At 65.7% G+C, this 23,208-nt stretch carries 18 protein-coding genes and 1 pseudogene; 6 read left to right on the top strand and 13 right to left on the bottom strand.

Going from position 1 to position 23,208, the window contains the following annotated elements; translation table 11 throughout:
• Positions 1-65: 65 nt before the first annotated feature.
• Genes QN315_RS11835 through QN315_RS11820 form a run of 4 tightly spaced genes read right to left on the bottom strand, consistent with a single transcriptional unit; the run spans position 66 to position 5,171 of the window.
• Positions 66-608, bottom strand: a complete 543-nt coding sequence (locus QN315_RS11835) for a sarcosine oxidase subunit gamma family protein (RefSeq protein ID WP_323989460.1) — start codon at positions 606-608, stop codon at positions 66-68.
• Positions 601-3,609, bottom strand: coding sequence for a sarcosine oxidase subunit alpha family protein (locus QN315_RS11830; protein WP_323989458.1), 3,009 nt, complete (start codon positions 3,607-3,609; stop codon positions 601-603). The genes QN315_RS11835 and QN315_RS11830 overlap by 8 nt, the downstream gene beginning before the upstream one ends.
• Positions 3,606-3,893, bottom strand: coding sequence for a sarcosine oxidase subunit delta (locus QN315_RS11825; RefSeq protein ID WP_176639724.1), 288 nt, complete (start codon positions 3,891-3,893; stop codon positions 3,606-3,608). Before QN315_RS11825 ends, QN315_RS11830 begins: the two co-directional genes overlap by 4 nt.
• Positions 3,894-3,917: 24 nt before the next feature.
• Positions 3,918-5,171: a sarcosine oxidase subunit beta family protein gene (locus tag QN315_RS11820; RefSeq protein ID WP_323989455.1), complete on the bottom strand. Its 1,254-nt coding sequence runs from the start codon at positions 5,169-5,171 to the stop codon at positions 3,918-3,920.
• Between the two features lie 220 nt (positions 5,172-5,391).
• Here QN315_RS11820 and frmR point away from each other — a divergent pair, with 220 nt between their 5' ends.
• Genes frmR through fghA form a run of 3 tightly spaced genes read left to right on the top strand, consistent with a single transcriptional unit; the run spans position 5,392 to position 7,733 of the window.
• Positions 5,392-5,664, top strand: a complete 273-nt coding sequence (gene frmR / locus QN315_RS11815; RefSeq protein ID WP_176639730.1) for a formaldehyde-responsive transcriptional repressor FrmR — start codon at positions 5,392-5,394, stop codon at positions 5,662-5,664.
• Between the two features lie 60 nt (positions 5,665-5,724).
• On the top strand, positions 5,725-6,834 hold the full coding sequence (locus QN315_RS11810; protein ID WP_176639726.1) for an S-(hydroxymethyl)glutathione dehydrogenase/class III alcohol dehydrogenase: 1,110 nt from the start codon (positions 5,725-5,727) through the stop codon (positions 6,832-6,834).
• 53 nt (positions 6,835-6,887) lie between these two features.
• Positions 6,888-7,733 (top strand): S-formylglutathione hydrolase, encoded by an 846-nt coding sequence (fghA, locus tag QN315_RS11805; RefSeq protein WP_323989452.1) that lies wholly within the window; start codon positions 6,888-6,890, stop codon positions 7,731-7,733.
• A 40-nt stretch (positions 7,734-7,773) separates the two neighbouring features.
• Here the strand turns inward: fghA and QN315_RS11800 are convergent, their stop codons facing one another.
• From QN315_RS11800 to QN315_RS11770, 7 genes are all read right to left on the bottom strand, one after another.
• Entirely contained in the window at positions 7,774-9,327 is a 1,554-nt protein-coding gene (locus tag QN315_RS11800) for a hydantoinase/oxoprolinase family protein (RefSeq protein WP_323989451.1), read from the bottom strand.
• Positions 9,324-10,424: a DUF917 domain-containing protein gene (locus tag QN315_RS11795; protein ID WP_323989450.1), complete on the bottom strand. Its 1,101-nt coding sequence runs from the start codon at positions 10,422-10,424 to the stop codon at positions 9,324-9,326. The genes QN315_RS11800 and QN315_RS11795 overlap by 4 nt, the downstream gene beginning before the upstream one ends.
• A 67-nt stretch (positions 10,425-10,491) precedes the next feature.
• Positions 10,492-12,693, bottom strand: a complete 2,202-nt coding sequence (locus QN315_RS11790; protein WP_323989449.1) for a TonB-dependent receptor domain-containing protein — start codon at positions 12,691-12,693, stop codon at positions 10,492-10,494.
• Between the two features lie 279 nt (positions 12,694-12,972).
• Positions 12,973-13,653, bottom strand: coding sequence for an AroM family protein (locus QN315_RS11785; protein WP_323989448.1), 681 nt, complete (start codon positions 13,651-13,653; stop codon positions 12,973-12,975).
• Positions 13,654-13,761: 108 nt separating this feature from the next.
• Positions 13,762-15,444, bottom strand: a complete 1,683-nt coding sequence (locus QN315_RS11780; protein ID WP_323989447.1) for an OPT family oligopeptide transporter — start codon at positions 15,442-15,444, stop codon at positions 13,762-13,764.
• Between the two features lie 272 nt (positions 15,445-15,716).
• Complete coding sequence (locus QN315_RS11775) at positions 15,717-16,355, bottom strand: LysE family transporter (protein WP_323989446.1); 639 nt, start codon at positions 16,353-16,355, stop codon at positions 15,717-15,719.
• Positions 16,356-16,500: 145 nt separating this feature from the next.
• Positions 16,501-18,858: a TonB-dependent receptor domain-containing protein gene (locus tag QN315_RS11770; RefSeq protein ID WP_323989445.1), complete on the bottom strand. Its 2,358-nt coding sequence runs from the start codon at positions 18,856-18,858 to the stop codon at positions 16,501-16,503.
• Positions 18,859-19,138: 280 nt separating this feature from the next.
• Between QN315_RS11770 and QN315_RS11765 the strand changes: the two genes are divergently transcribed.
• Complete coding sequence (locus tag QN315_RS11765) at positions 19,139-19,768, top strand: PadR family transcriptional regulator (RefSeq protein ID WP_323989444.1); 630 nt, start codon at positions 19,139-19,141, stop codon at positions 19,766-19,768.
• 34 nt (positions 19,769-19,802) lie between these two features.
• Entirely contained in the window at positions 19,803-20,597 is a 795-nt protein-coding gene (locus QN315_RS11760; RefSeq protein ID WP_323989443.1) for a siderophore-interacting protein, read from the top strand.
• 216 nt (positions 20,598-20,813) lie between these two features.
• Here the strand turns inward: QN315_RS11760 and QN315_RS11755 are convergent, their stop codons facing one another.
• Positions 20,814-21,095, bottom strand: a complete 282-nt coding sequence (locus QN315_RS11755; protein WP_323989442.1) for a DUF202 domain-containing protein — start codon at positions 21,093-21,095, stop codon at positions 20,814-20,816.
• Entirely contained in the window at positions 21,092-22,432 is a 1,341-nt protein-coding gene (locus QN315_RS11750) for an FAD-dependent oxidoreductase (protein WP_323989441.1), read from the bottom strand. The genes QN315_RS11755 and QN315_RS11750 overlap by 4 nt, the downstream gene beginning before the upstream one ends.
• Before the next feature lie 155 nt (positions 22,433-22,587).
• Here QN315_RS11750 and QN315_RS11745 point away from each other — a divergent pair.
• Positions 22,588-22,749, top strand: a pseudogene (locus QN315_RS11745) (IS5/IS1182 family transposase); the annotation flags it as partial.
• Positions 22,750-23,208 lie beyond the last annotated feature (459 nt).

Raw genomic sequence — 23,208 nt, 5'->3', positions numbered from 1 at the left:
GTCCGACGGTGACGTTACGAAATCGAGACGCTATGCCACTTGCCAATTCGCGCCATGAATTTCTTCTATATCGCCAGACTCGCAAATGTTACGCCGCGCGCCACCTCGCGGATCGCGTCCTCGGCATAAAGGCCGAAGGACCGCCAGACTTCGAGATGAAAGCAGTCCGGCGCCGTCCGCCAGAACACGGCGTCGGCCTTTTCGAGCGGAGCGCGCGTGGCCATTCCCACGGGGAAGACGCGTTCCATGAAGTCCAGCGGGCAGAGTCCCGAGAGAATGCGCGCCGCCCACGGCCCCTGCAGCGTCAGCGTCACGTTGCGGTCGGACACGCCGACCAGGCTGTGCGGAATCGGCCCCAGCGCGTCCTGGAGCGCCGCCGGATCGTCCGCGCCCGGCAGGACGAGCAACTCGAACGGGCCCAGCCGCAAGGCCGTCCCGCCCGTTCCGGTGGCGGCGCGCAGCATCGCGGGCACGTCCTTGAGCCCCAGCGCCCTGGCGGCCGCCTGCAGCGCGGGCGCGCGGCCCTGCAGCACGTAACGCGGCGATCGCGGTTCGCGAACCAGCACCGTATCGGGGGCGATCGTCGCCTCTGCCATGGACCTAGCCATTCACGCGCACTCCCTCGGGATCGTAGAAGACAGGATTGACGATGCTTGCCTTGATCGCGGCCCCGTCGATGGCGGGCGCATACAATGTCTCGCCCAGGCGGTCGCGCCCGCCTTTGACCATGGCGATGGCGATCGACCGGCCCAGCGCCGGGCTGTAATAGGAGGATGTGACGTGCCCGTCCGCCGAGACCGGGGCCGGGGTGCCCGGCGTGCGGACGAGCTGCATGCCTTCCTCCAGCATCGTCTGCGGATCGTCGGTCAGCAGGCCGACCATCTGCGGCCGGTCCGGCGCGTTGAGGGCCGGCAGGGCCAGGGCGCGCTTGCCGATGAAATCGGGCTTGGCCTTGCTGACCGCCCAGCCGCAGCCGACATCGCCGGGGGTCATGGTGCCGTCGGTTTCCTGGCCCACGATCAGGTAGCCCTTCTCGGCGCGCAGCACGTGCATGGCCTCGGTGCCGTACGGGGTCAGGCCGTGCGGCCGGCCCGCCTGCCAGATCCGGTCCCATACCGCGCGCATCCGCCCCGAGGGGACGTTGATCTCGAAGCCGACCTCGCCGGTGAAGCTGACGCGGAACAGCCGCATCGGCACGCCGCCGATCGTGCCTTCCTTGAGCGCCATATGGGGCAGCGCCTCGGCCGAGATGTCCATACCGTCCACCAGCGGCGCCAGGATCGCGCGCGCCTTCGGCCCCTGGAGCGCGATAACGCCCCATTCCTCGGTGATCGAGGTCAGCCAGACATCGAGGTCGGGCCATTCGGTCTGGAGATAGTCCTCCATCATGTTCAGCACGCCCGCCGCGCCGCCGGTGGTGGTGGTGACATGGAACCGGTCGGCGGCGATGCGCCCGACCACGCCGTCGTCATAGACGAAGCCGCTGTCGCGGCAGACCAGGCCGTAGCGGCATTTGCCGACGCCGAGCTTGGTCCAGGCATTGATGTAGAAGCGGTTCATGAACTCGGCGGCATCGGGGCCGACGACCTCGATCTTGCCCAGGGTCGAGGCATCGAAGATCCCCGCCGCCGTGCGGACCGCGCTGCATTCGCGCGCCACCGCCGCCTGCATGTCCTCGCCGCCGCGCGGGAAATACCGGGCGCGGCGCCACAGCCCGACATCCTCGAACACCGCGCCGTGATCCCGTGCCCAGCCGTCGGCCGGCGCCAGGCGCAGCGGGTCGAACCGGTCGCCCCGCGCATGGCCGGCGAAGGCGCCGAACGTGACCGGCGTATAAGGCGGGCGGAAGGTGGTCAGCCCCACCCGCTGCGGCGCGCGCCCCAGCGCCTGCGAGGCGATGCCCAGCGCGTTGACGTTCGAACTCTTGCCCTGGTCGGTCGCCATGCCGGTGGTGGTGTAGCGCTTGATATGCTCGATGGACTGGAAGCCCTCGCGCACCGCGAGCTTCACATCCTTGGCGGTGACGTCGTTCTGGAAATCGACGAAGGCCAGCGCCAGGCTGCCCAGGCCGCGGCGCGGCAGCGCGCCGGCGAACCCGCCGGTTCCCGGTGCGTCGGCCTCGGTCATAAAGAGAACCGGGGCGTCCGCATCGCCGCCGCCGGCCGCCCTGGCCGCCGCGAGGCCCGCCGCCGCGCCGTCATCCAGCACGTCCTGCAGGGCGAAGAGGCCCCGGCACGACCCGGCGGACCGGAGGCGCTCGACGGACTGGTCCGGCACGTAGACACCCAGCGCCTCGTCGAAGCGCATCGTACCGCGCGCCTGGCTGTGGATGTGCAGGCTGGGGGTGAAGCCGCCCGCCATCAGCACGCAGTCGCAGGCGACATTCCGCCCCTTGCCGACACTGCCGTTGGCGGCGACCGGCGCCAGTTCGACGCTGCGGACCCGCAGGCTGCCGTTTGCCTTCTGGATGGTGGTGGACGGCAGGACGGGGATGCCCCGGGCCTTCGCCTCGGCCACCACCGGCGCGTCCGGATCGGCCCGCAGATCGGCGATCGCGGCGATCTCCACCCCTGCTCCGGCCAGTTCGATGGCCACGCGATAGGCGGAATCGTCGGCGGTCACGATCACCGCGCGCCGGCCGGGGATCACGCCGTAGCGGTTGAGATAGGTCCGCGCCGCGGTGGCCAGCAGGATGCCGGGCCGGTCATTGCCCTCGAACACCAGCGGCCGTTCCAGCGCGCCCGCCGTGACCACCACTTCGGCGGCGCGCACCTGCCAGATGCGCTCGCGCGGCATGTCGGCCGGCGGCGTTGCCAGATGCTCGGTCAGGCGCTGGTTGAGCGCCACCATGTTGTGCGGGCCGTAATTGAAGGCCGTGCAGCGGGTCATCACCTGCACGTTGGGCAATGCCTGCAGTTCGGTGACGATCTTTTCCACCCAGGCGGCGGCCGGAAGTCCGTCGATCCGGCTATGGGCGTCGGACAGCAATGTGCCGCCCAGTTCCGCCGTCTCATCGCACAGGATGACGCGCACGCCCGTCCGGCCCGCCGCCAATGCCGCCGCCAGGCCCGCCGGGCCGCCGCCGATCACCAGCACCTCGCAATGGGCGTAGTGCAGCGCGTAGTGGTCCGGGTCCGGCGCGGTCGCGACCTTGCCCAGCCCTGCGGCACGGCGGATGACGGGTTCGTAGACCTTGTCCCAGAAGCCGCGCGGCCACATGAAGGTCTTGTAGTAGAACCCGGCGGGAAAGAGCGGCGCCAGCAGGGTGTTGATCGCCCCCACGTCGAAATTCAGGCGGGGCCCACGGTTCTGGCTGACGGTGACGAGATCCTTGTGGATCTCGACCTGAGTGGCGCGCAGATTGGGCGTGTGCCGCGCGCCCTCGCCCACGCCGATCAGCGCGTTCGGCTCGTCGGAGCCGGCCGAGATCGGGCCGCGCGGGCGATGATACTTGAACGACCGCCCCATGAGGTGCCGGCCTTGCGCCAGCAGGGCGGAGGCGACGGTATCGCCCTCATAGCCCCGGACGGTCCGGCCGTCGAAACGGAAGGAGACCGGACGCGCGGGATCGACGCGCCCGCGCCCGGATACGCGGAACGCGCCGCTCATGCCGCTTCTCCCTGTTTGGCGTCGGGACGGGCGGCGCCCATCTCGTAGGTTTCCAGGATCCGGTCCGTCCGCGTGTCGCGCAGCGCGTTGAAGAAACGGCCGCAGCCATGGGAATGGCGCCAGCGTTCGGCCAGCACGCCCTTGGTGTTGTCGCGCAGATACAGGAAGGCGGCCCATTCCTCTTCACTCACCTCGGGGCCGGGGCGGGCGATGTGCGCCTCGCCGCCATAGGCGAACTCGATCTCGGCGCGCGGGCCGCAATAGGGACATGCGATCAGCAGCATGATCTTTCTCCGTCTCGCGGTGCGTCAGTGCGCGACCGCCGCCGCGGCGGCTTCGTCGATGAGGGTGCCCTCGCGGAAACGTTCGAGGGTGAAGGGCGCGTTGATCGGATGCGGCTCGTCGCGCGCGATCGTCCAGGCGAACAGGTTGGCCGCCCCCGGCGTCGCCTTGAAGCCGCCCGTGCCCCAGCCGCAATTGACGTACAGGCCCGGCACCGAGGTCTTCGCCGTGATCGGCGAGCGGTCGGGGGTGTTGTCGGTAATCCCGCCCCAGGAGCGCAGCATCCGCAGGCGGCGGAAATCCGGCACCAGTTCGCAGATCGCCTCCAGCGTATGGGCCGGGATGTGCAGGCCGCCGCGCTGGGTGTACGAGACATAGGAGTCGGTGCCGGCGCCGATCACCATCTCGCCCTTGTCTGACTGGCTGATATAGGCGTGGATGGTGTTGGACATCACCACGCAGGGAAAGGCCGGCTTCACCGGCTCGGACACCAGCGCCTGCAGGGGGTTGATCTGCAGCGGCAGGCGGATGCCCGCCATGGCCATGACGACGGAACTGTGCCCCGCCGCCGACACGCCGATTTTTTTCGCCCGGATCGGCCCGCGCGTGGTCTGCACGCCCGTCACCCGGCCCGCGGCGTCGCGGTCGATGCCCGTGACCTCGCAATTCTCGATGATGTCCACGCCGAGATCGCTTGCCGCGCGGGCATAGCCCCAGGCCACCGCGTCATGCCGGGCGGTGCCGGCGCGGCGCTGGAGCGCGCCGCCCAGGACGGGATAGCGGATATTCGGCGAGATATTCAGCGGCGGACAGAATGCCTTGACCTGCTCGGGCGTCAGCCATTCATTGTCGATGCCGTTCAGCCGGTTGGCGTGGACATGCCGCTTGAACACCTGCACGTCGTGGACGTTGTGCGCGATCATCAGGCAGCCGCGCTGGCTGAACATGACATTGTAGTTCAGTTCGTCCGAGAGATTCTCCCATAGTTTCAGCGCGTGCTCGTAATAGGAGGAACTCTGTTCGAACAGGTAGTTCGAGCGGATGATGGTGGTGTTGCGCGCGGTATTGCCGCCCGCCAGCCATCCGCGCTCGACCACCGCGATGTTGCGCAATCCGTGCTGCCTGGCCAGGTAATAGGCCGCGCCCAGCCCATGGCCGCCGCCGCCGACGATGATGATGTCATAGCTCGGCTTCGGCGCCACCGAACGCCATTGGGGCTGCCAGCCGAGATGACGGCCGAGCGCCTGCCGGGCCAAGGAAAACGCGGAAAATTTCTGCATGACGACCTGTGTCAACCTCCGCACCGACGCGCGAAACCGGCATGGATCATGGAGGGCGATCGGGGCGAAATCTTTCACAAAAAAGACACCCCACTTGCATGTTTGCGACACGCCCGGCGATCCCATGCGTACCTCGGGCAGCAGGGCGATTCCAGGGTGGCCGCTTGCGTCCGCGACGGCATGTCAATATACTGCCCCCCAGTATGAGGGCGAGGATGTCGTGCCGCACAGTCCGGAAGATAAGAAGCGCGCCCTGACCCGCGTCCGCCGCGTGCGTGGCCAACTGGACGCACTGGAGCAGGCGCTGGCGGAGGGAGCGGCGTGCGGCCCGGTCCTGCAGCAACTCGCCGCCGTTCGCGGCGCGATCAACGGACTGATGGCGACCGTCCTGGAAAGTCACCTGCGCGAGGAATTTCTTCATGCGAAGGACGGGGACGCGGGCCGGGAACCGATCGACGAGACGATTGCCATCATTCGGTCCTATCTGCGTTGATTGCGGATGCTTTGCCGAAGGTCCATGCAATTTTCAATTCTGGTTCGAGGGAATGAAGAAATGAAATCACGTGCTGCCGTCGCCTTCGAGGCTGGCAAGCCTCTGCAGATCGTCGAGATCGACGTCGCGCCGCCGCGAGCCGGCGAGGTACTGGTAAAGATTACCCACACGGGTGTCTGTCACACGGACGCGTTCACATTGTCGGGCGACGATCCCGAAGGCATTTTCCCCGCCGTTCTCGGTCATGAGGGTGCCGGCGTCGTGGTCGCGGTCGGCGAAGGCGTCACGAGCGTCAAGGCCGGCGACCACGTGATTCCTCTCTATACCGCCGAATGCGGCGAGTGCCTGTTCTGCAAGTCCGGCAAGACCAATCTCTGCACCGCGGTCCGCGCGACGCAGGGCAAGGGGCTGATGCCGGACGGGACCACGCGCTTTTCCTATCAGGGGCAGCCTGTCTATCACTATATGGGGTGCTCGACCTTCAGCGAATATACCGTCGTCGCCGAGGTTTCGCTGGCCAAGATCAATCCGCATGCCAATCCGGGACATGTCTGCCTGCTCGGCTGCGGCGTGACGACGGGCATCGGCGCGGTCCATAATACCGCCAAGGTCCAGCCGGGCGATTCGGTTGCGGTGTTCGGCCTGGGCGGCATCGGCCTTGCCGTTATCCAGGGCGCGCGCCAGGCCAAGGCCGGACGGATTTTCGCCATCGATACCAACCCGGCGAAATTCGCGCTGGCCGGCACGTTCGGGGCGACGGATTTCATCAATCCCAAGGATCACGACAAGCCCATCCAGCAGGTCCTGATCGAGATGACCGGCTGGGGCGTGGATCATACCTTCGAGTGCATCGGCAACGTCCAGGTCATGCGGGCCGCGCTGGAGGCGGCGCATCGTGGCTGGGGACAGTCTATCATCATCGGCGTCGCGGGCGCGGGCCAGGAAATTTCCACCCGGCCGTTCCAGCTTGTGACAGGCCGCACGTGGAAAGGTTCGGCCTTCGGCGGCGTCAAGGGCCGCACGCAGCTTCCCGGAATGGTGGAGGATGCCATGAAGGGCGAGATCGACCTGGCGCCGTTCGTAACCCATACCATGGGGCTTGAGGACATCAACCGCGCCTTCGACCTGATGCACGAGGGCAAGTCGATCCGGTCGGTCATTCATTACTGAACCGAACCACGACCCCGGTCCATTCCTGCCGTCCCTGTCGAGAGGAACATAAAATGGAACGAATCGAACGCCATGCCTGTTTTGGCGGATGGCAGGATGTCTATCAGCACGCGTCCGAGACGCTGGGCTGCACCATGAAGGTCGGCGTCTATCTTCCGCCTCAGGCGCAATTCGGCGACGTGCCGGTGCTGTACTGGCTTTCTGGGCTGACCTGCACCGAGCAGAATTTCATCACCAAGGCCGGGGCCCAGCGTTATGCCGCCGAGCACGGCGTCATTCTTGTGGCCCCCGATACGAGCCCGCGTGGTGAAACCGTCGCGAACGATCCCGCATATGATCTCGGGCAAGGTGCGGGCTTCTATGTCAATGCGACGCAGGATCCGTGGTCCGCGCATTATCGCATGTATGACTACATCGTCGATGAACTCCCGCGCCTGATCGCGGCGAATTTCCCGGCAACGGGCGCCCGGAGCATCTTCGGTCACTCGATGGGCGGCTTCGGCGCCATCATGATCGCATTGCGCAATCCCGGACGCTTCAGAAGCGTATCGGCGTTTTCCCCGATCGTCGCGATCACCCGGGTTCCGTGGGGACAAAAGGCGTTACGCGCCTATCTCGGCGAGGATCCCGAGGCGTGGAAAGCCTGTGACCCGCTTGAGCTTCTGAAAGCCGCGACGGAACGTCTTCCGATTCTTGTCGATCAGGGACTCGGAGATGAATTTATCGCGTCACAATTGAAGCCGGACGTTCTGCAGGCTGCGTGCGCGGAGGCCGGTCATCCGCTGATGCTCAATCTCCGTCCGCATTACGACCATAGCTATTACTTCATTTCGAGCTTCATCGGCGACCATATCCTGCATCACGCGACCGCGCTGAAACTGGAGAGGTCCCCATCCTGAGGACCATTTCGCCATAGGGTGGACCGCCTTTCCAGGTGGGTCAGGTCGCCGCCGGGGGGTGGGAGATGTCGCCGACGACCCGGACCCTGACCCGGCGGGCGTCGCCGGGAATGTATGTCAGGGGAATGTCCTCGATTTCCACCGTCTCGAGCGTCGCGGGGGCGGCGCCGTCGGCCACGGCCTGGTCCCGGGCCATGGTCAGGGCGGTGTCGATCGCGGTGTCGCGCGTGACGCCGGTGAAGATGCGGTCGACCTCGCCGGAGATCTGGGCGATGGCCGCGCCGACCGCGTTGGCCACGGCATGGTGGGGCACGCGCACGATCTGATGCACGCCCTCGATCCGGTCGGGCACGAGAAAGGCGCCGCCGCCGACGGCCACCAGGGTGACGTCGCCGGCCTCGCTCTTCGTACGGTCGATCGCTTCGGCCAGCATGGCGGCCATGCGGGCCTGTGCGCGATGAAGCAGGCCGGGAGAGAGGTCCGCGACGCGGGTCGCGTCACCCAGGGACACCCGGCCCGCCGCGACCGCGACGTCCGTGGCGCTGAGGGTCGTGCCGCCGAAGATGCGGCCCTCTTGCAGCAGGCGGAAGCCCAGGCTTTGCGGGCCGATCGCGGTGCCGTCATCGCTGACGATCGAACCGCCGCCCAGGCCGATCGACAGGAGTTCGGGCATGCGGAAGAGGGTGCGGACGCCGCCGATCTCGACGGCCGCATTCGCCTCACGCGGGAAGCCCGCCCGCAGGGTACCGAAATCGGACGTGGTTCCGCCGACATCGACCACCATCGCATCGGCCATGCCGGACAGGAAGGCGGCGCCGCGCATCGAGTTGGTCGGGCCGGAGGCAAAGCAGTAGACCGGAACGGCGTACACGCCGGCGGCGTGCGCGACCGTGCCGTCATTGCGGGTCAGGAACAGGGGGGCGGCGATGCCGCTGGCGCGCAGCGCCGCGATGAACGCATCGATCGTCCGGCGCGCGAGCGGTTGCAGCGTGGCGTTCAGCAGGGCGACATTTTCCCGCTCGAGCAGGCCGATCCGGCCAAGCCGGTGGGACAGCGTGACCGAAACATCGGGGATTTCCTCGGCCAGAATCCGTTCCGCCTCCAGCTCGTCATCCGCCACCAGGGGGGAGAAAACGGCGCTGACGGCGATGTGGCGCAGCCCGGCCGACGCCATGTCGCGGGCGGCGCGGCGGATGGCGTCGCGGTCCAGTGCGACGATACGCCTGCCGTCATATTCATGGCCGCCCTCGACCATGTGCACCTGGCCGCGCACCAGCGGGACGAGATCATCGGGCCAATCGGAAAAGGGCGGAAGAGAGGCGCTGGCCGGCAGGCCGATGCGCAGGGCGCCCACCGGGCAGAGTTCGCGCCGCTGGACCACGGCATTGACGAAATGGGTGGTCCCGATCATGACCGCGTCGATCGCATCGTCCGTCGTGGCGCCGGGCTGTTCGAGCAGCCGGGCCAGCGCGGTTTGGATGCCGCCGGCGATGTCGGGCGTTGTGCCGGTCTTGACGGCGGCGCGCACGCCCCCCGACCCGATCAGGACCGCATCGGTGTTGGTGCCACCGACATCGATGCCGATACGGCTCATTGGACTGTTCCTTTCGCGCTTTCGTCGCCGAACAGGCTGACATGGTCGAAATCGTGACCGAAGGCGCGCGGCCCCACATTTTCGATCCCCCGGGGTGTGCGCATGATCGGCGCGCAGGGAAGGGCGAGGACGGAAATACGCTGTCCGTAGCGCAGGCTTTCGGTGCCGATGGCGTCGCCCGAGACGCTGTCGAGCAGGCAGATGAGGTCCGGAGTGCTGGCCAGCACCGCGCCGTCCCGCCATGCCGCGGAATATTCGTTGCGAAAGGCGACGTCGAGGCGCGATCCGCGATCGGCGTCCAGGCCGGCCAGCCTGACGCGGCCCTTGAGGAAACCGCCGGAGGTTTCGCGCTCGACGTCCGTGATCCGGCCGCGGAACAGCATCTTGCCACCCGCCGTGTCGAGCGCCGCGGCAACGGGGTCGTCGTGCCGGGCACGGGCATCGCGCACCGCGCGGCCGAGGGTGATGGCGCGGGTCGTGGTGTGGTGAATGCCGAATTGCTTGACCTCGCGCCCGGTACGCGGCGCCTTGCACGTGGCCGCGATCGAGCCCATCTGCACGCAGATGCTGCGGGTGATCCGTTCGACCCAGGGCCAGCTTGCGGCGCGGGTGACGAGCGCATCATTGTCGCGGATGTCGGAGACAGCGCAGGGAAACATCTGCAATCCGGCGATGGCGAAGCTGGTCATCTGGGCTTCGGGGTAGGCGCGGCCCATGGAGTCCGCATCCACCACGGGCAGGCCGGACATCGCGGCCACCATCAAGGGCTGGAAGGCATTGCCGCCGCCGATTTCCAGCGCCATGACCGCGCGGAAACGCCTGCCGAGATATGCCTCCATCATCCGAACGGGCTTGAGCGCGAAGTCGGGGCTGGACAGTCGTTCCTGGCCGACCAGGGGCGCGCCCATGTTCGAGACCACGGCCACCAGGTCGTCATCGGCCAGTTCGTCGGGCGACATCAGGCTGACGCTGGCGCCTTCGGCATACAGCCTGCGCATGTTGAGCCAGGAGAGATAGGGCGAACCGCCGCCGCCCGTGCCCAGGATCCACGCCCCGACGGCCAGCGGCTCGAGATCGTCCTTGCCTATGGCGTGCATCGTCGTTTCTCCGGCATTCTCTTCAGGTTTATGGGGGTGGCGGGGCGATCGTCCCGTCGCGTGTCGTCTACCAGGACATGCCGAAGCGCGCGCCGCAGAAGCGCGGTGGAGCCGGCACTGCGAAATATTCGACGATGCCGGTCGCGCGCGTGATATCGTAATGCCGGTTGGCGATATTCGAGGAATAGGCGCTGACATACCACCGGCGCGATCGCGGACGGAAGGTGATGCCGGCATTGGCGATGAAATAGGCCGGAATCTGCGTCTGGTCGGGGGCGTAGGCGCCGGTCGGCTTGTACGGATCGCTGTAGCTGTAATCGGCCTCGATATCGAGATCGTAGCGTTTCGAGAGGGGAATCGCATAATCGGCCATGCCGTTGAGCGTGACCTTGGGCGTGCCCTGGTCCTGGCCGTTCGCGCTCTGGTAGATCGGGCTCCAGATATTGGTGCGGGCGAATTGCGCCGTGGTCGCCGTCTGGTTGACGGTCTGCATGACGTCGAAATAGGCCCGCATATAGGCGAAGCGCTGCGACAGGGTCAGATGCGGGATGGGATGGGCCTCGAACTGCGTTTCGATCCCCCACATGTGGGAATCCGGCGCGTTCTGGTACAGGACCAGGTAGCCCTTGGACGGATCGACATAGAATCCCTGAAAAACCTGGTCCTTGAAAAGGTAGTAGAAGAAATCGGCATTCAGGCGGTAGCGGTGGTCGCCGGTTTCGAACTTGGAGCCGAGTTCGAACGCCCACAGGGTCGGCGCCTTGTAGGGCTTGAGCTGCGTTGCCGATACCGTCGAATTGGCGGTGAAGCCGCCCGGCTGAAAGCCGCGCTTGACGCTGACATAGCCCAGCCAGTTCTGCTGGAGCTGGTAGTGGAGCGTGACGCCGCCCGCGAACTGGGTGCTGAGCAGGCCGCTGGTGGGGAACCGCGTCATGGTATTGCGCGGCGGGTTGAAATACCAGTTGCCGGATGTCAGGTCCTCCAGCCGGCGGCTGTCGGATTCATGCGTGATGCCGAAATCGATGCCGAAGCGGCCGGTCACCCGGTAGGACGCGTGGGCATAGGCGTTCAGCGTGTTCATGGTCTGGATATAGCGCGTCTGTCCGATATAGCCGCGTCCGGGCATGTCGATATAGTCGTAATTGAAGTTCTCGTTGGTGATGTTGCGATTATAGTAGAGTCCGGCCCCCCAGTCGAGCCGCGCGGGGCGGCTGGCCGCGATGCCGACCTGCTGCGTGAAGGTGCTGGTATTGTCGTTCTGGTAGGTTTCCTGGAGCCCGAGACTGGTCGAATCCCAATCCATATATTCATGACGGTACAAGGCATTGTAGGCACTGAGGCTGGAGATCCTGACCGGCCCGATCACGCGCGACATGTTGAGATCCACCCCCCAGGCGGTATTGTCGCGGAAGGGTTTGACGTCCTTGCCGGGCAGGCCGATGAAATTTGCCCAGGTCTGGGACGCGCCCCAGCCCGTGCGGTTGACGTCCCGCCCGACCGCGAACAGCGAGGCATAGGCGGGGGATTCCAGACCGACGATGTAATCGCCGACATTCTGCGAATTATCCTGGCTCCAGCGGCCCGTGAGGCCGACATGCGTCTTTTCGTCCGGATCCCAGAACAGTTTCGCGCGCAGGGCCCCCATGTCGGCGTTGCCGAGGGTACTGCCGTTATAGCGGCTGAACGTATAGCCGCCGCCCTGCTGCGTCATGCCGGCGAGGCGGAATGTCAGGCCGCGTGCGAGCGGACCGGACACATAGTGCGCGGTACGGTCGTGCCAGTAGCTGGCGATTTCCTCGTCGAAGCCGGCGTGAAAGCTACTGGTCGGATCGGCGGTGCGGATCGAGACATTGCCGCCGACCGAGGTCTGGCCATAGTCCCAGCCCTGCGGCCCGGGGGGGACGGAAATGCCGTCGAGATCGAAGAATTGCGCGCCGGTCATGACGGTGGAGGGGAACGCCACGCCGTCGACATAGGTCATGACCATCGGCGTGTTGTTGCCGGTGAAATCCATCAATCCCACGCCGCGCAGGCGGAAATTGGTGTTGGAGCCGCCGGTCGAACTCTGGATCTGCAGGCCCGGGGCGACTTTCCCGAGGTCGCTGACCGTATGCACGTTGCGGGTGATCAGCTCGTCCGGCGAGAGATAGACCGCGGCGGCCGGCCTGTGCTGTTCCTTTTCGAAATTGAGGGGGCGCCGCTCGCCCTGGACGGCGAGTTCTTCCGCCTTGGGGGCGGGCCGGGTCGGGTGCGATGCCGGGGCGGCCATCGTCCGCGCAGTTGTTGTCCGCGCGGACGGCACGGAAGCGGGTGGCGATTTCGTTTTGCGCGCCGGACGATGTGCCGGGGCCGCCCTGCCGGCGTGCGATACAAGCACCGGGATACAGGTGCTGCCGATGAAGAGAAGCAGCCCGAGATGGCCCAAGCGGACGAGGACGGGGACGGGGACGGGGCCGGAGCGTGACGGGAGGTGAAACATGCGAAGCATCCTGTGCCGTGCCGGACCAGCATTCCGGGGGATAAGGAAAAGGCGGGCGGGAGGCGCGGGCTATTGCGCGATCAGGTCGATCGCCGCGGCGATGACGCGGCGGGGGATCAGGACCGGACATCCGTACCGGCGATGCAGGGCCGCGCGCATCGGCTCGTCGAACCCCACGCAATGCATGACGATCAGGTCGGCCCCGGTCAGGGCGGCATCCAGGCGCCGGTATCGTTCGGGGTCCTGGCTTGCCGGGACGTAGGGGGAAACCCAGCTTCTGGTCGTCTCGACCCCGTCATAGGGCGCATGCATGGCGGCCTGTGCGGCGTTGGGCACGACCAGCGCGATCGTCCTGAGTCCGGACAGCAGGCCCGTGGCCAGACGATCCATCAGGCGCTGGGGTTCGATGAGCGGCGTACGGAGGGCGAGCGCGTGCAATTCCGGGAAGTTTCCGGTGCACAGGGGAACGATCAGGTCGAATTCCTGCCGGTCGATGCGATGGATGAGTGCGATGAGGCTTCGGGTCGCAAGCGTCTTGTCCAGATGCACCTCGCGACCGCAACGAAGGCGCGACACCAGCATCGGCGCGGTGTCGGCCGGTGCCATCGCGGCGATCCCGGCATCGTCCAGAGCATCGAGAACGCCGAACCCTGTGGCGACGACATCCGCGTGCACGAGGTCCAGGATGGCGGGGACGAGGTCGTCGCGCGGGGTCTGGCCGATGGTCACGAAGGCGATTTTCGTTGGCATGCGACCTCATGTTCGTATCGATATTGCAACTTGCAATATCATCGCCTTTGCCGCACGCGCCGCGCCATAAGGGGGACTACGTACTCCTGGCCAGGGGGCGAGGCCGGTTCAGTGCCTGTGGATCCGGATATTCGCCTTCATGGACGAGAAGAACGAGAACAGCGCATCGCCGGCAATGACGCCTCCGGCGAAGATTTCCATCGGCGAGCGGCCGGATTCTCCGCGGCAGGCCAGCCAGACGGCGCGGGCCGCCAGACCGGCCAGGACGGCCCATCCGGCCTTGAGATTGACGATCAGCAGGCCGGTGGCCAGCAGGACGCCCATCTGGCGGCGTTGGCCGCCAAGCATCTGCAGGATGGCCCCGGGGATCGCCCAGAACGCCAGGGTCCAGGCGACCGATCCATGCGCGCTGCCGCGAATGGCCGCGGCATAGACGCGATCGGGCGGCGGAAACAGGTCGTGCGTAAAATAGCCGCGCCAACTGAAGGCGACGACGCATGTTGCGATCACGAAAGCGGCGAAGGCCGTGTAAAGCTGCTGACGGCGGCCATCCTGTTCGAAGGCGGGATTGGCGCCGCCGCCGCGCAGCAGGAATCCGGCCTTGAGATCATAGCCCATATCCGCGAATGCCGGACCGGTGGCGCTGGTCAGGCCCGCGAGCAGGGCCAGCGCCGGCATGGGGAACCCGCACAGGCTGCCGATCAGGAGGGTGATCAGCGCGATCGCGAAGGCGGGAAACCACCCCGAATGCATGGCCGCCAGCCCGACGATCAATTCATGCAGGAATGCCGCGAAGGCGGCATAAGCGACGAAGGCGACCAGCATGCGCGGCGTGAGGCCGTAGGCGACGCCGCTGAGGAGGGCCACCAGGCCGGCGATGCCGAGGAAGCCCCCGCCCCCCAAAGCCAGGGCGCCGACGATGCGGCCGTCCCGCCCGCGTTTCACGTCTGGTCCGTGCCGCATCAATGTCGATCCGACCTGGATCAATGCGACCAGGCCCGCGCCGACCATGACGCCATGGGGCACCAGCGCGGGGTCGAGATGGGCGGCGGGACGCAGGGCCGCGGCGCTGGCGCCGAGACGATCGGCAATTCCCTGGCCGCGCACCAGCAATCCGATGCCGAACATCGACAAGGCCCAGGCATTGCCGATCAGGGCCGTGCCGAACGCGGCCATGGGAACGCCGCACAGGCCGCCCGCCACGCCGAGGGCGAGTCCGCCCGCCATCACCGCCGCCTTTGCGCCGCCGCGGTCGCCGGCCTGGATCGCCTCGGCCGCCGCGACGCCGGCGGGCCAGGCGCCATCGGCGGGAAAGACGCGCGTGCCGAACAGGCGATAGAGCAGGAAGGCATCGAGAAAGATCGCAAGCGTGACCCCGGCGAACAGCGGGAATACAAGGCTGGGCATGCCCAGGAGAAACGGAATGCCGATCGGCAGCAGCATGGCGTTCGCGGCGCCGAAGCATGCGGCGGAGACCGCGCTCTGGGCCAGGTTCTGGACATGCACAGACCGATAGCGGCGGAACCCCGGCAGGCGCAGCCGCCCCAGCGTCATGGCCACCAGCGCGCCGATCAGGCCGGTATTGGGCGTGACGCCGAGCGTGACCAGAAGCTGGAGCCCCACGACCGCCCCGCCGACCGACAGGACGAGGATCATCAGCAGGATCGCCGGTTCCTGGATACGCGGATGGGTCGGCGTATCGGGTGCGTCGGCAGCGGGGCCGCGATCGGTCATGTCGCGGCAGGAGGCGCGCGGCGCGCCGGGCGCGGGCTGCGGGTCATGGGCTGGCACCCTGTCTGCCGTCGGGTACCGGGATCAGGGCACCGCGACGGGACCCATGGCGAAGATGGATTCGATATCATGACGATCGCCAATAGAGAAAATAACCGGCGGCGAAACGCAACCTCTGGCGTGGCCATAAGGGTTCGTACGTATCACCGTTAACCGTATTGGCGACCGAACCGGGACTCTATTGATGAATGAATGGTTTCCAAAGGCACCGCCTTTGGTGGGGTCCGGGGCGAAGCCCCGGAAAGGAGACCAAGGCGTGCGCCCCCGGACGATCAGCCCGCGCGTTCTGTCGCCAGGCGGGCGCCGATCCCCATGAAGGTCATTCCCGCCGCCCGGTCGATCCAGTGGCGCGCCCGGGAAAACGGCCCTGCGAAACGGCGCAGGCTGAGCATCAGCGCCACGACCGAAAACCATCCCGCCGCGATGGCCCACATGGCCGCCACGCAGGTCAGGCCGAGTCCGACCGGAACATGCTGTGGCAGCGCGGCGGCAAACAGGCTTGAAACGAAGACGGGCGCCTTGGGATTGGCCAGGTTGGTCAGCAGCCCCATGCGAAATGCCCGGACATCGCGCCGGTCCAGATCGGCCGGCGCGGGGGCGGGGGATTGGGGTTGCCAGCTTGCCCTGAACAGCCGCACGCCGACGACGAACAGATACAGTCCGCCGCCGATCTTCAGAGCCCTGTACAGCCAGGGCGACGCCACGAACAGCGCGTGGATGCCGAAGAACCCCGCCAGTCCCCAGAGGGCGACACCCAGCGCGATCCCGAAGGCCGCGCGCAGCGCCGCCGCACGCCCCCGCATCATCGCCAGCCGCGTCACCAGCAGGAAATCCAGCCCCGGAACGACCATGGCCACCAGCCACAGCGCCGAGACCGCGCCGATGATGGAAAGATCCTGCACCAAGGTCATGGCTCGTCATGCCCTCCTGAACACGCCGCACGAGACCACGACTGTGCGCCCAGCAAAAAACCCAAAAAATTAAAAAGTTTTTTGGTTCTTTTTTCCAAAAAAGAACGAAAGACCACTCTCCCGCCCGCGCCGACCCGTCATCCGGTCAGAAATGCTTGCGCAGGGTAAAGAATACCATGCGCGGCGACCCGGCCTGCAGGGTCGCGAAATTGTGCGTCGGGTCCGAGAACACGAACCCGTTGCTGCCGACCGTCGCGACATAACGCTTGTCGAACAGGTTGCTGACATTGACCTGGGCATCCAGGCCGCGCAGCACGACGTTGCGGCTGTGGAAGCGATAGCCCAGATTGAGGTTGAAGATATCGTTGGCCGGCACCCAGGCGTCGTTTTCGTAGGTATAGGTGCGGCGATCCTGGAACTGCATGTTGACGTTGCCCCAGATGGCCCCGTCGTCATAGCCCAGTTGCACATTGGCCAGGTTGCGCGGCATGGCCACGACGTCCTTGCCCTTGATGTAATAGGTGGTGCCGCCGCTGGTGACGTTGTCGTCATATTCCGAATCGTTGAAGCCATAGGACGCATAGATCGACCAGTCGGGCGCGAACCTGTAATCGAACGCCATGTCGATGCCGCGCGCCGTCACCCCGCCGACATTGGTCAGCACCGACGGATTGCCCTGGATGCCCGCCCCCTGGGTGATCGACAGCAGGCGGTTCTCGAACTCGACATAATATCCGGTGATCGACGCCTGGATCCGGGCATCGTGATAGCGATAGCCGAGTTCCTCGGTATAGGACATCTCGGGGTGGATCTTGTTTCTGATCGCGTCGTATCCCGCGACCGTGGTGGCGAAGGGGCTGGTGGCGCCGGTCTGCGAATTGTCGAACGCCGCCATGTTGCGCGCGAAATCGGCGAAGAGTTCGTTGTGGCGGTTCAGGCGGTAATTGGCGCCGACCTGCGGCAGGAACCCGTTCGCGGCTTCGATCGATCCTGACGGATAGGCGCTGGGCACCGGGGTGCCCAGAACATTGCCGTTCAGGGCGACGGCGCTGTTGTCGACGATCAATGACTTGAACCCGTAATTCAGTTTCAGCGCCCGCGTCGCCTGCCAGGTATCCTGCAGATGCACCTGATAGGTCCGGGTATTGAAATTGCTCTGCCACTGGGTGACGAAGGCGTTGCCGCCATACCAGTAAATGCTGCCGGGCGTGCCGTTCAGCGACAGCGGATAATAGCGGCGGGCCTGTTCGAAATCGTTGTTCTCGAACCAGAATCCGCCTTCGATCGTGTGCGTCCCGGCCCGATAGCTGAGGCTGCCGATAAAGCCCTCGCGATGGATGTCGTATTCCGTGGTGCGGGTCGAAAGCGGCGATCCCCCCAGGCCGGCGGGCGTCGGCTCGTAGGGCGTCACCCACACGCCCTCGCCGGCATTGGTATGGCCATATCCCGTTACGAACCCCGACAGGCGGTCGGTGATCCGGACATCCAGCCGCCCGTAGCCCAGCGCGTCCTGGCGCAACCCGGCCGCGTTGTAATAGACGAAATCCTGGTTGGGGATGCCGGCCGGAAAGGGGGTGTTGTTCTGGTAGGCATAGGCGATCTGCCTGGCCAGCGCGTAATTGCCGGTGATATTGTCGACATTATAGCCGTATTTCCGGATCGTCGCCAGCGAGAGGTCCTGATAATCGTTCTCGTGGCGCAGCGACCAGTCGCCGAACAGGGTCAGCTTCAGGCGGTCGCCCAGCGGCTGGACATATTTCGCGTTGGCCTGCTGCTGTTGCTGCACGCCGTCGCCCTTCCATTTGTTCGCGTCCTGATAGTCATAGGAGGCGTAGAACTTGCCGCCCCAGGGCAGGATGCCGCTATTGACGCGCATGAAGGTCCGCCAGGTCGCGGCCGATCCGACCGTTCCCGCGATATCGGCCCCGAACCGGTCGGTGGGGTCGATCGAGGTGAATTCCAGCGCGCCGCCCAGATCGTTGGCGGCGGCGACCCCCACCGAGCCCGCGCCCTGGGTCAGGGTCGCGCGGCCGTTATTCTCGGTCTGCAGCGCGCGGCCGATCGACAGGCCGTTATCGTTGCCATAGGCCAGGTTGCCCAGCGGGATCCCGTCCATGGTAAAGCCCAGGCGGCTCTGGTCGAACCCGCGAATGATGATCTGCTGCGACCATTCATAGGACCCCAGCGGGTCCGACGTGGTGAACATCACGCCCGGCAGCTTCGACAATGCCTTGAAGGGGCTGGTGCCCGGCACATATTGCTGGATCGCCAGGTGCGACACGCTCTGCGTCTCGCGGGATGCGCCGGCGCCCAGGACGACGATCGCCTCCGGCCCGCTTGCCGGGACCGCTGCGGCGGGGGTCGTGGTCGTCCTGCGGGTTTGCGGCGCGTGGCGGCTTTTGTGCGGCTTGGCGGGCCGAGCAGGTGTGGTTGCGGCGCCGGCCTGATGGACCATGATGGCGCCGAGGCAGGTCGTCAGGAAAAACGCCGCGCTCTTTCTCATGTCGTTCCGCTCCCGCTGGCATGCCCGCGACGTCGTTGCGTCCGGCCCTTGGCGTTCTGATAGGAAGGGGCGCCGGACAGGTCTTGTGATGATTCGAAGACAGTTACTTCTTTGCCACAGCGGGATTCTTTTGATGCTGTAGCGGAAAGGACACGGCGATTGCCTGCCACGCGGATCACGGGTGGGTGGGTGCTCGGCGCTGCCGCCACTCGGCCGGATATCGCGGCAGGCCCCCGAAATAGGTCTTGTGTTATATCTTACGATATGTCTATCGTAGGGCATGATCAGACATCATCCCCCCCATCATCGCTTTCACGACATCCTTCATGCCATCGGCCGCCGCCATGGTCGTCGCGGGTTCGGCCGCGGCTTTCCCGGCGGGTTCGGCCAGGGATTCGGCGGCGGCGATTTCCCGGCCGGGCGCAAGCTGAGCGCGGAGGATCTCCAGCTCGTGCTGCTGGCCCTGCTCGCCGAGCAGTCCGCTCATGGCTATGAACTGATCCGCCGGATCGAGGAGCGCTCGGGCGGATTCTATGCGCCCAGTCCCGGCATGGTCTATCCGGCCCTGACCTTCCTTGAGGAAATCGGTCATGCCGGCGTCACGCAGGACGGCAACCGCAAGCTGTACAGCCTGACGGATGCGGGCAGGGCCCATCTGGACACGCACCGTGGCCGGGCGGAAACCATCCTGGACGCGCTGGCGCGCATCGGCGGCCGCATGGCGGAGGTCCGTGAAGCCTTCGCCGGCGTCGACGCCGCCGACCCCCAGGCCGCGGACGAACTGCATCAGGCGCGCTATGCGCTCAAGCACGCGCTGATCCGCAAGCGCGACTGCTCCCCGGCCGAAGCCCGCCGCATCGCCCGGATCCTCGACTGCGCCACCGCCGATATTCTCGGCAAGTCCGACTGATCCCGGACGGGACCCTGTCTGAATCGAGGCTGGAATGAAATGCTCCGACCGCGCGCCGCTGCGCCCCGTCCGGGTGGCGCGCACCGACGCCCTTACCCCGCGCATGCGCCGCATCACCCTGGCCGGCGATGCGCTGGAGGGGTTCGCGACCGCCGCCGCGGGCGATCATGTCACGTTGTTCTTCCCGCATCCGGATGGACGGGGCTGGCATGAGCCGCCCGCGATCGGCCAGGACGGCCATCCGGTCATGCCCGGCGGACAGGCGCCGATCGGCCGGGACTACACGCCGCGCCGCTTCGACCCCGCGACCCGGGAACTGACGATCGATTTCGTCCTGCATGGCGACGGCCCGGCATCGCGCTGGGCCGCCCGGGCCCGGCCGGGACAATGGCTGTGCGTGGGCGGACGACGCCCGGGCGGGGTGGGCGGCGTGGGCCGGGTTCCCGATGATTATGCGGCCTATCTGCTGATCGGCGATGAAACCGCCCTGCCGTCCATTGCCCGATATCTGGAGGACATGCCGCCCGGCGTGCCCGTCCAGGCGCTGATCGAAATCGCCGACGCGCGGGAGGAACGCCGCCTGCCCACGGCGTCCGATGCCGCCATCACCTGGCTGCATCGCGACGGCACCCCGGCGGGCCTTTCGACCCGGCTGGACCAGGCGCTGCGCCACCTTACCCTGCCCTCGACCGATATCCATGCCTGGATCGGCGCGGAACGCGACGTGGCCCGCCGGCTGGAAGCCTACCTGCGCACCGAAGAAGCCATCCCCCGGCACCAGATCCGCGCCGCCGGCTATTGGCGGCGCGGCATCCCGGCCGGCGGATAGGGCCTCGACACGACCGAAACTCCTTCGCCGTCAGTTGGGGGGCTTGGGTCAATGGGCGATAGAATTTTGTAAATACTTTTTGAAAAATAATATCGACGAGTTTAAGATCTACTTTTGAAAATAGAAAATATCTCGATATTACAAGAAAAATATCCACACATCAGCCTCGAAAATTGTCCACTCTCACCATAATTTCTTTCAGATGTTGTTCGAGCGTTATGACACGATCGCCCGCACCAGTGCGGCCAATACGGCACAGCCCAGCGCCGTCAGCACTATCGTCAGGGCGCGCTCCATCGCCGGGCCCGCGCTCCGTAGTTCGGCCTCAGCCGAGATGGCGTCGCGCGTAACGCGAAACCGGCGACAGGCCGCCACCAGCCTGAGGAACAGATCGAATTTCGTCAGCACACCGCCAAAAGCAAGGATCGCGAGCGCGGTGCGCATCCACGCCAGAAACGTGCGTTCATTGGCTGCGTGACCGGTATAGCGCGAGATCATGGCGCGTTTCCATTCACAAGCATCTCCGCAACCTCTTTCGCCTGGCAGCGAATTTCTGGAATCGCGATCGACTCCAGCAGGACGCCCTGCCGTGCTGGCCCCACGACGAACAGATCGTCAGCAATCTTGCCCGCATGGTCGATCAACGCGCCGTCCGGCGTGCAGGACAGGCCTGCGCCCCCGAAACCCGGCATGATCTCGCCCTGTTCGAACAGATCGTGCAGAAGCGGCGCATCGACACGTTTGTATTTCAGGCTCGGACCGGTGCAATTGATGACATGTGCCGCACGAAGGCTGAACGCTTCTTCACCCGCCACAGCCGTAATCGTCAGGCCATCGTTATCGGGCGCGATCGCGGTGACCCGGCCGTCCAGAACGCGCAACGACCCGGCGCGACGCTCCCGATCCAGGATGTCGGCGATATGCGCCGCCATACGGTGCCGCACGACTTCCCAGCGCCGCAGCAGATGCCGCTGAAAGCGGATTTTTTCCGCGTCCGGCAACATAAGCCAGAGCGCATTGGTGACGGAGCGCATGCTGTCCACAGCCGCCCGCCAGTCCGCGCCGCGTTTCAGCGCCCCATGGAACGCGCGCAGATAGGCGCGCGCGGTGGGCTCTACACCGCCGGGCGTAAAGACCGGCGCAGGCAGAGGCGTGTAGTCAGCATGACGTTCAGGGAACAACCCGCGTCGCGACAGCGCCGTCACTCGGCCACGATGACCGTTTTCCCGCAGGCGCAACAGCACGTCGACCGTGGTCAGACCTGTCCCGATAACCGCCACCTCGTCATAAACGGCGATCCCGGCAAAAACCCGCTCGGCCCAGGCGTTGTGGTGATAACGCCCCGTCACGTCGAGTTCCGGCGGGATTCCAGGCAGGCGCGCCGGATCGAAATGCCCGCAGCCAAGCACCACCCTGCCCGCGTGGATCTTCCGCCCGTCGGCGAGCGTGATCTCGAACCCGCGGTCCAGCCTGCGACAAGCCACGGCCGCCTGTCGTTCGTGTTCCGGCGCTGCGATGGAATAGAGATTGCGCAGGTAAAGGCCATAGATCGCACGCGGCACGAACTCCCCCGGCGCAACGGAACCGGGCGCGTTGTCATGCAACCACCTCAGGAAATGGTCTGGATCGTCTGGATCGGCGCTCATGCCCTTCGCCGCCACATTCAGCAGATTCTGGAGTGACGGCGTTGAATAGGCCAACCCGAACCCCGGCCGTTCGGAAGGATCGATCACGGTGCAGGTTACGCCATGACGTACGGCCAGGTTCCACGCCGTCAGCGCGCCGCTCGCCCCCCCACCGATGATGACGATGTCGCGTATGTCTGTTTCGGTCATATTGCACATGCTCCTGCGACGCTGTTGCGCGCAGAATGATCCGCAGCGATCATGCGATCCAGAAGATTATATCGATCGGATCGTTCATATGAAACGAACGATTTGGCGCATTTTAATTTGGCCACCCATGATCTTCACGACGAATCCATTTCACTTACGATACGAGACGATCTCATAAGGCCGTTGCCGATCGAGGCGCGCAGGCTGTCATACCCCCTCGGAAGAATACAAAACCATGGAACCCTGCATCACCGGGGGCATTCGCCAGGAGCGAAGCTCTGCGGATCTGCGAGCATCTCGGGCGGGCCATCTGGAGGGCATAGGCAGCAATAGCCCATGATACTTCATCCCAACGACGTCTCACCACCTGACAGCAGGCCGCCAAAGTCCAGCCGGGATGGCGGCAGGAATGACCTCGCTTTCGGCCTTGTCCCGAACGGTCCATCTTATGGCCGAAAAATTCAATCGCCATTTCCCGCGCCGTGAAATCCTTTCGCAATCGCTCGGAGCCTGACCGGAACGTGGGCTGAGGGGCGAGAGTGCCGCGCGGCGGCATGTTCGGCATCTGTTTTCGCGTATCGGATCGCCGCCGGCGGACCGTTCCCGGGAACGATGTTTGCGGAGTTTCATTCGTATCGCACGTTAACAGCTCTGGTATCGTTCAGGCTTAATATTTCATATTCGGAATATTCTATTATCGACACCATCACGACATTGCCGAAATGTCGTGTTCACCGGCAGAGAGGACAAAATGAACGATCACCCTGTTTTCATTC

The organism is Nguyenibacter sp. L1 (assembly GCF_035199985.1).
GTDB lineage: Bacteria > Pseudomonadota > Alphaproteobacteria > Acetobacterales > Acetobacteraceae > Gluconacetobacter > Gluconacetobacter vanlangensis.
This window is presented reverse-complemented; position numbering and strand designations above follow the sequence as displayed.

Excerpts from the sequence above, each read along its gene's own strand:
- QN315_RS11835 (WP_323989460.1), bottom strand. The coding sequence starts at position 608 with ATGGCTAGGTCCATGGCAGAGGCGACGATCGCCCCCGATACGGTGCTG.
- QN315_RS11830 (WP_323989458.1), bottom strand. The coding sequence starts at position 3,609 with ATGAGCGGCGCGTTCCGCGTATCCGGGCGCGGGCGCGTCGATCCCGCG.
- QN315_RS11825 (WP_176639724.1), bottom strand. The coding sequence starts at position 3,893 with ATGCTGCTGATCGCATGTCCCTATTGCGGCCCGCGCGCCGAGATCGAG.
- QN315_RS11820 (WP_323989455.1), bottom strand. The coding sequence starts at position 5,171 with ATGCAGAAATTTTCCGCGTTTTCCTTGGCCCGGCAGGCGCTCGGCCGT.
- QN315_RS11810 (WP_176639726.1), top strand. The coding sequence starts at position 5,725 with ATGAAATCACGTGCTGCCGTCGCCTTCGAGGCTGGCAAGCCTCTGCAG.
- fghA (WP_323989452.1), top strand. The coding sequence starts at position 6,888 with ATGGAACGAATCGAACGCCATGCCTGTTTTGGCGGATGGCAGGATGTC.
- QN315_RS11800 (WP_323989451.1), bottom strand. The coding sequence starts at position 9,327 with ATGAGCCGTATCGGCATCGATGTCGGTGGCACCAACACCGATGCGGTC.
- QN315_RS11795 (WP_323989450.1), bottom strand. The coding sequence starts at position 10,424 with ATGCACGCCATAGGCAAGGACGATCTCGAGCCGCTGGCCGTCGGGGCG.
- QN315_RS11790 (WP_323989449.1), bottom strand. The coding sequence starts at position 12,693 with ATGGCCGCCCCGGCATCGCACCCGACCCGGCCCGCCCCCAAGGCGGAA.
- QN315_RS11785 (WP_323989448.1), bottom strand. The coding sequence starts at position 13,653 with ATGCCAACGAAAATCGCCTTCGTGACCATCGGCCAGACCCCGCGCGAC.
- QN315_RS11775 (WP_323989446.1), bottom strand. The coding sequence starts at position 16,355 with ATGACCTTGGTGCAGGATCTTTCCATCATCGGCGCGGTCTCGGCGCTG.
- QN315_RS11770 (WP_323989445.1), bottom strand. The coding sequence starts at position 18,858 with ATGAGAAAGAGCGCGGCGTTTTTCCTGACGACCTGCCTCGGCGCCATC.
- QN315_RS11765 (WP_323989444.1), top strand. The coding sequence starts at position 19,139 with ATGATCAGACATCATCCCCCCCATCATCGCTTTCACGACATCCTTCAT.
- QN315_RS11760 (WP_323989443.1), top strand. The coding sequence starts at position 19,803 with ATGAAATGCTCCGACCGCGCGCCGCTGCGCCCCGTCCGGGTGGCGCGC.
- QN315_RS11755 (WP_323989442.1), bottom strand. The coding sequence starts at position 21,095 with ATGATCTCGCGCTATACCGGTCACGCAGCCAATGAACGCACGTTTCTG.
- QN315_RS11750 (WP_323989441.1), bottom strand. The coding sequence starts at position 22,432 with ATGACCGAAACAGACATACGCGACATCGTCATCATCGGTGGGGGGGCG.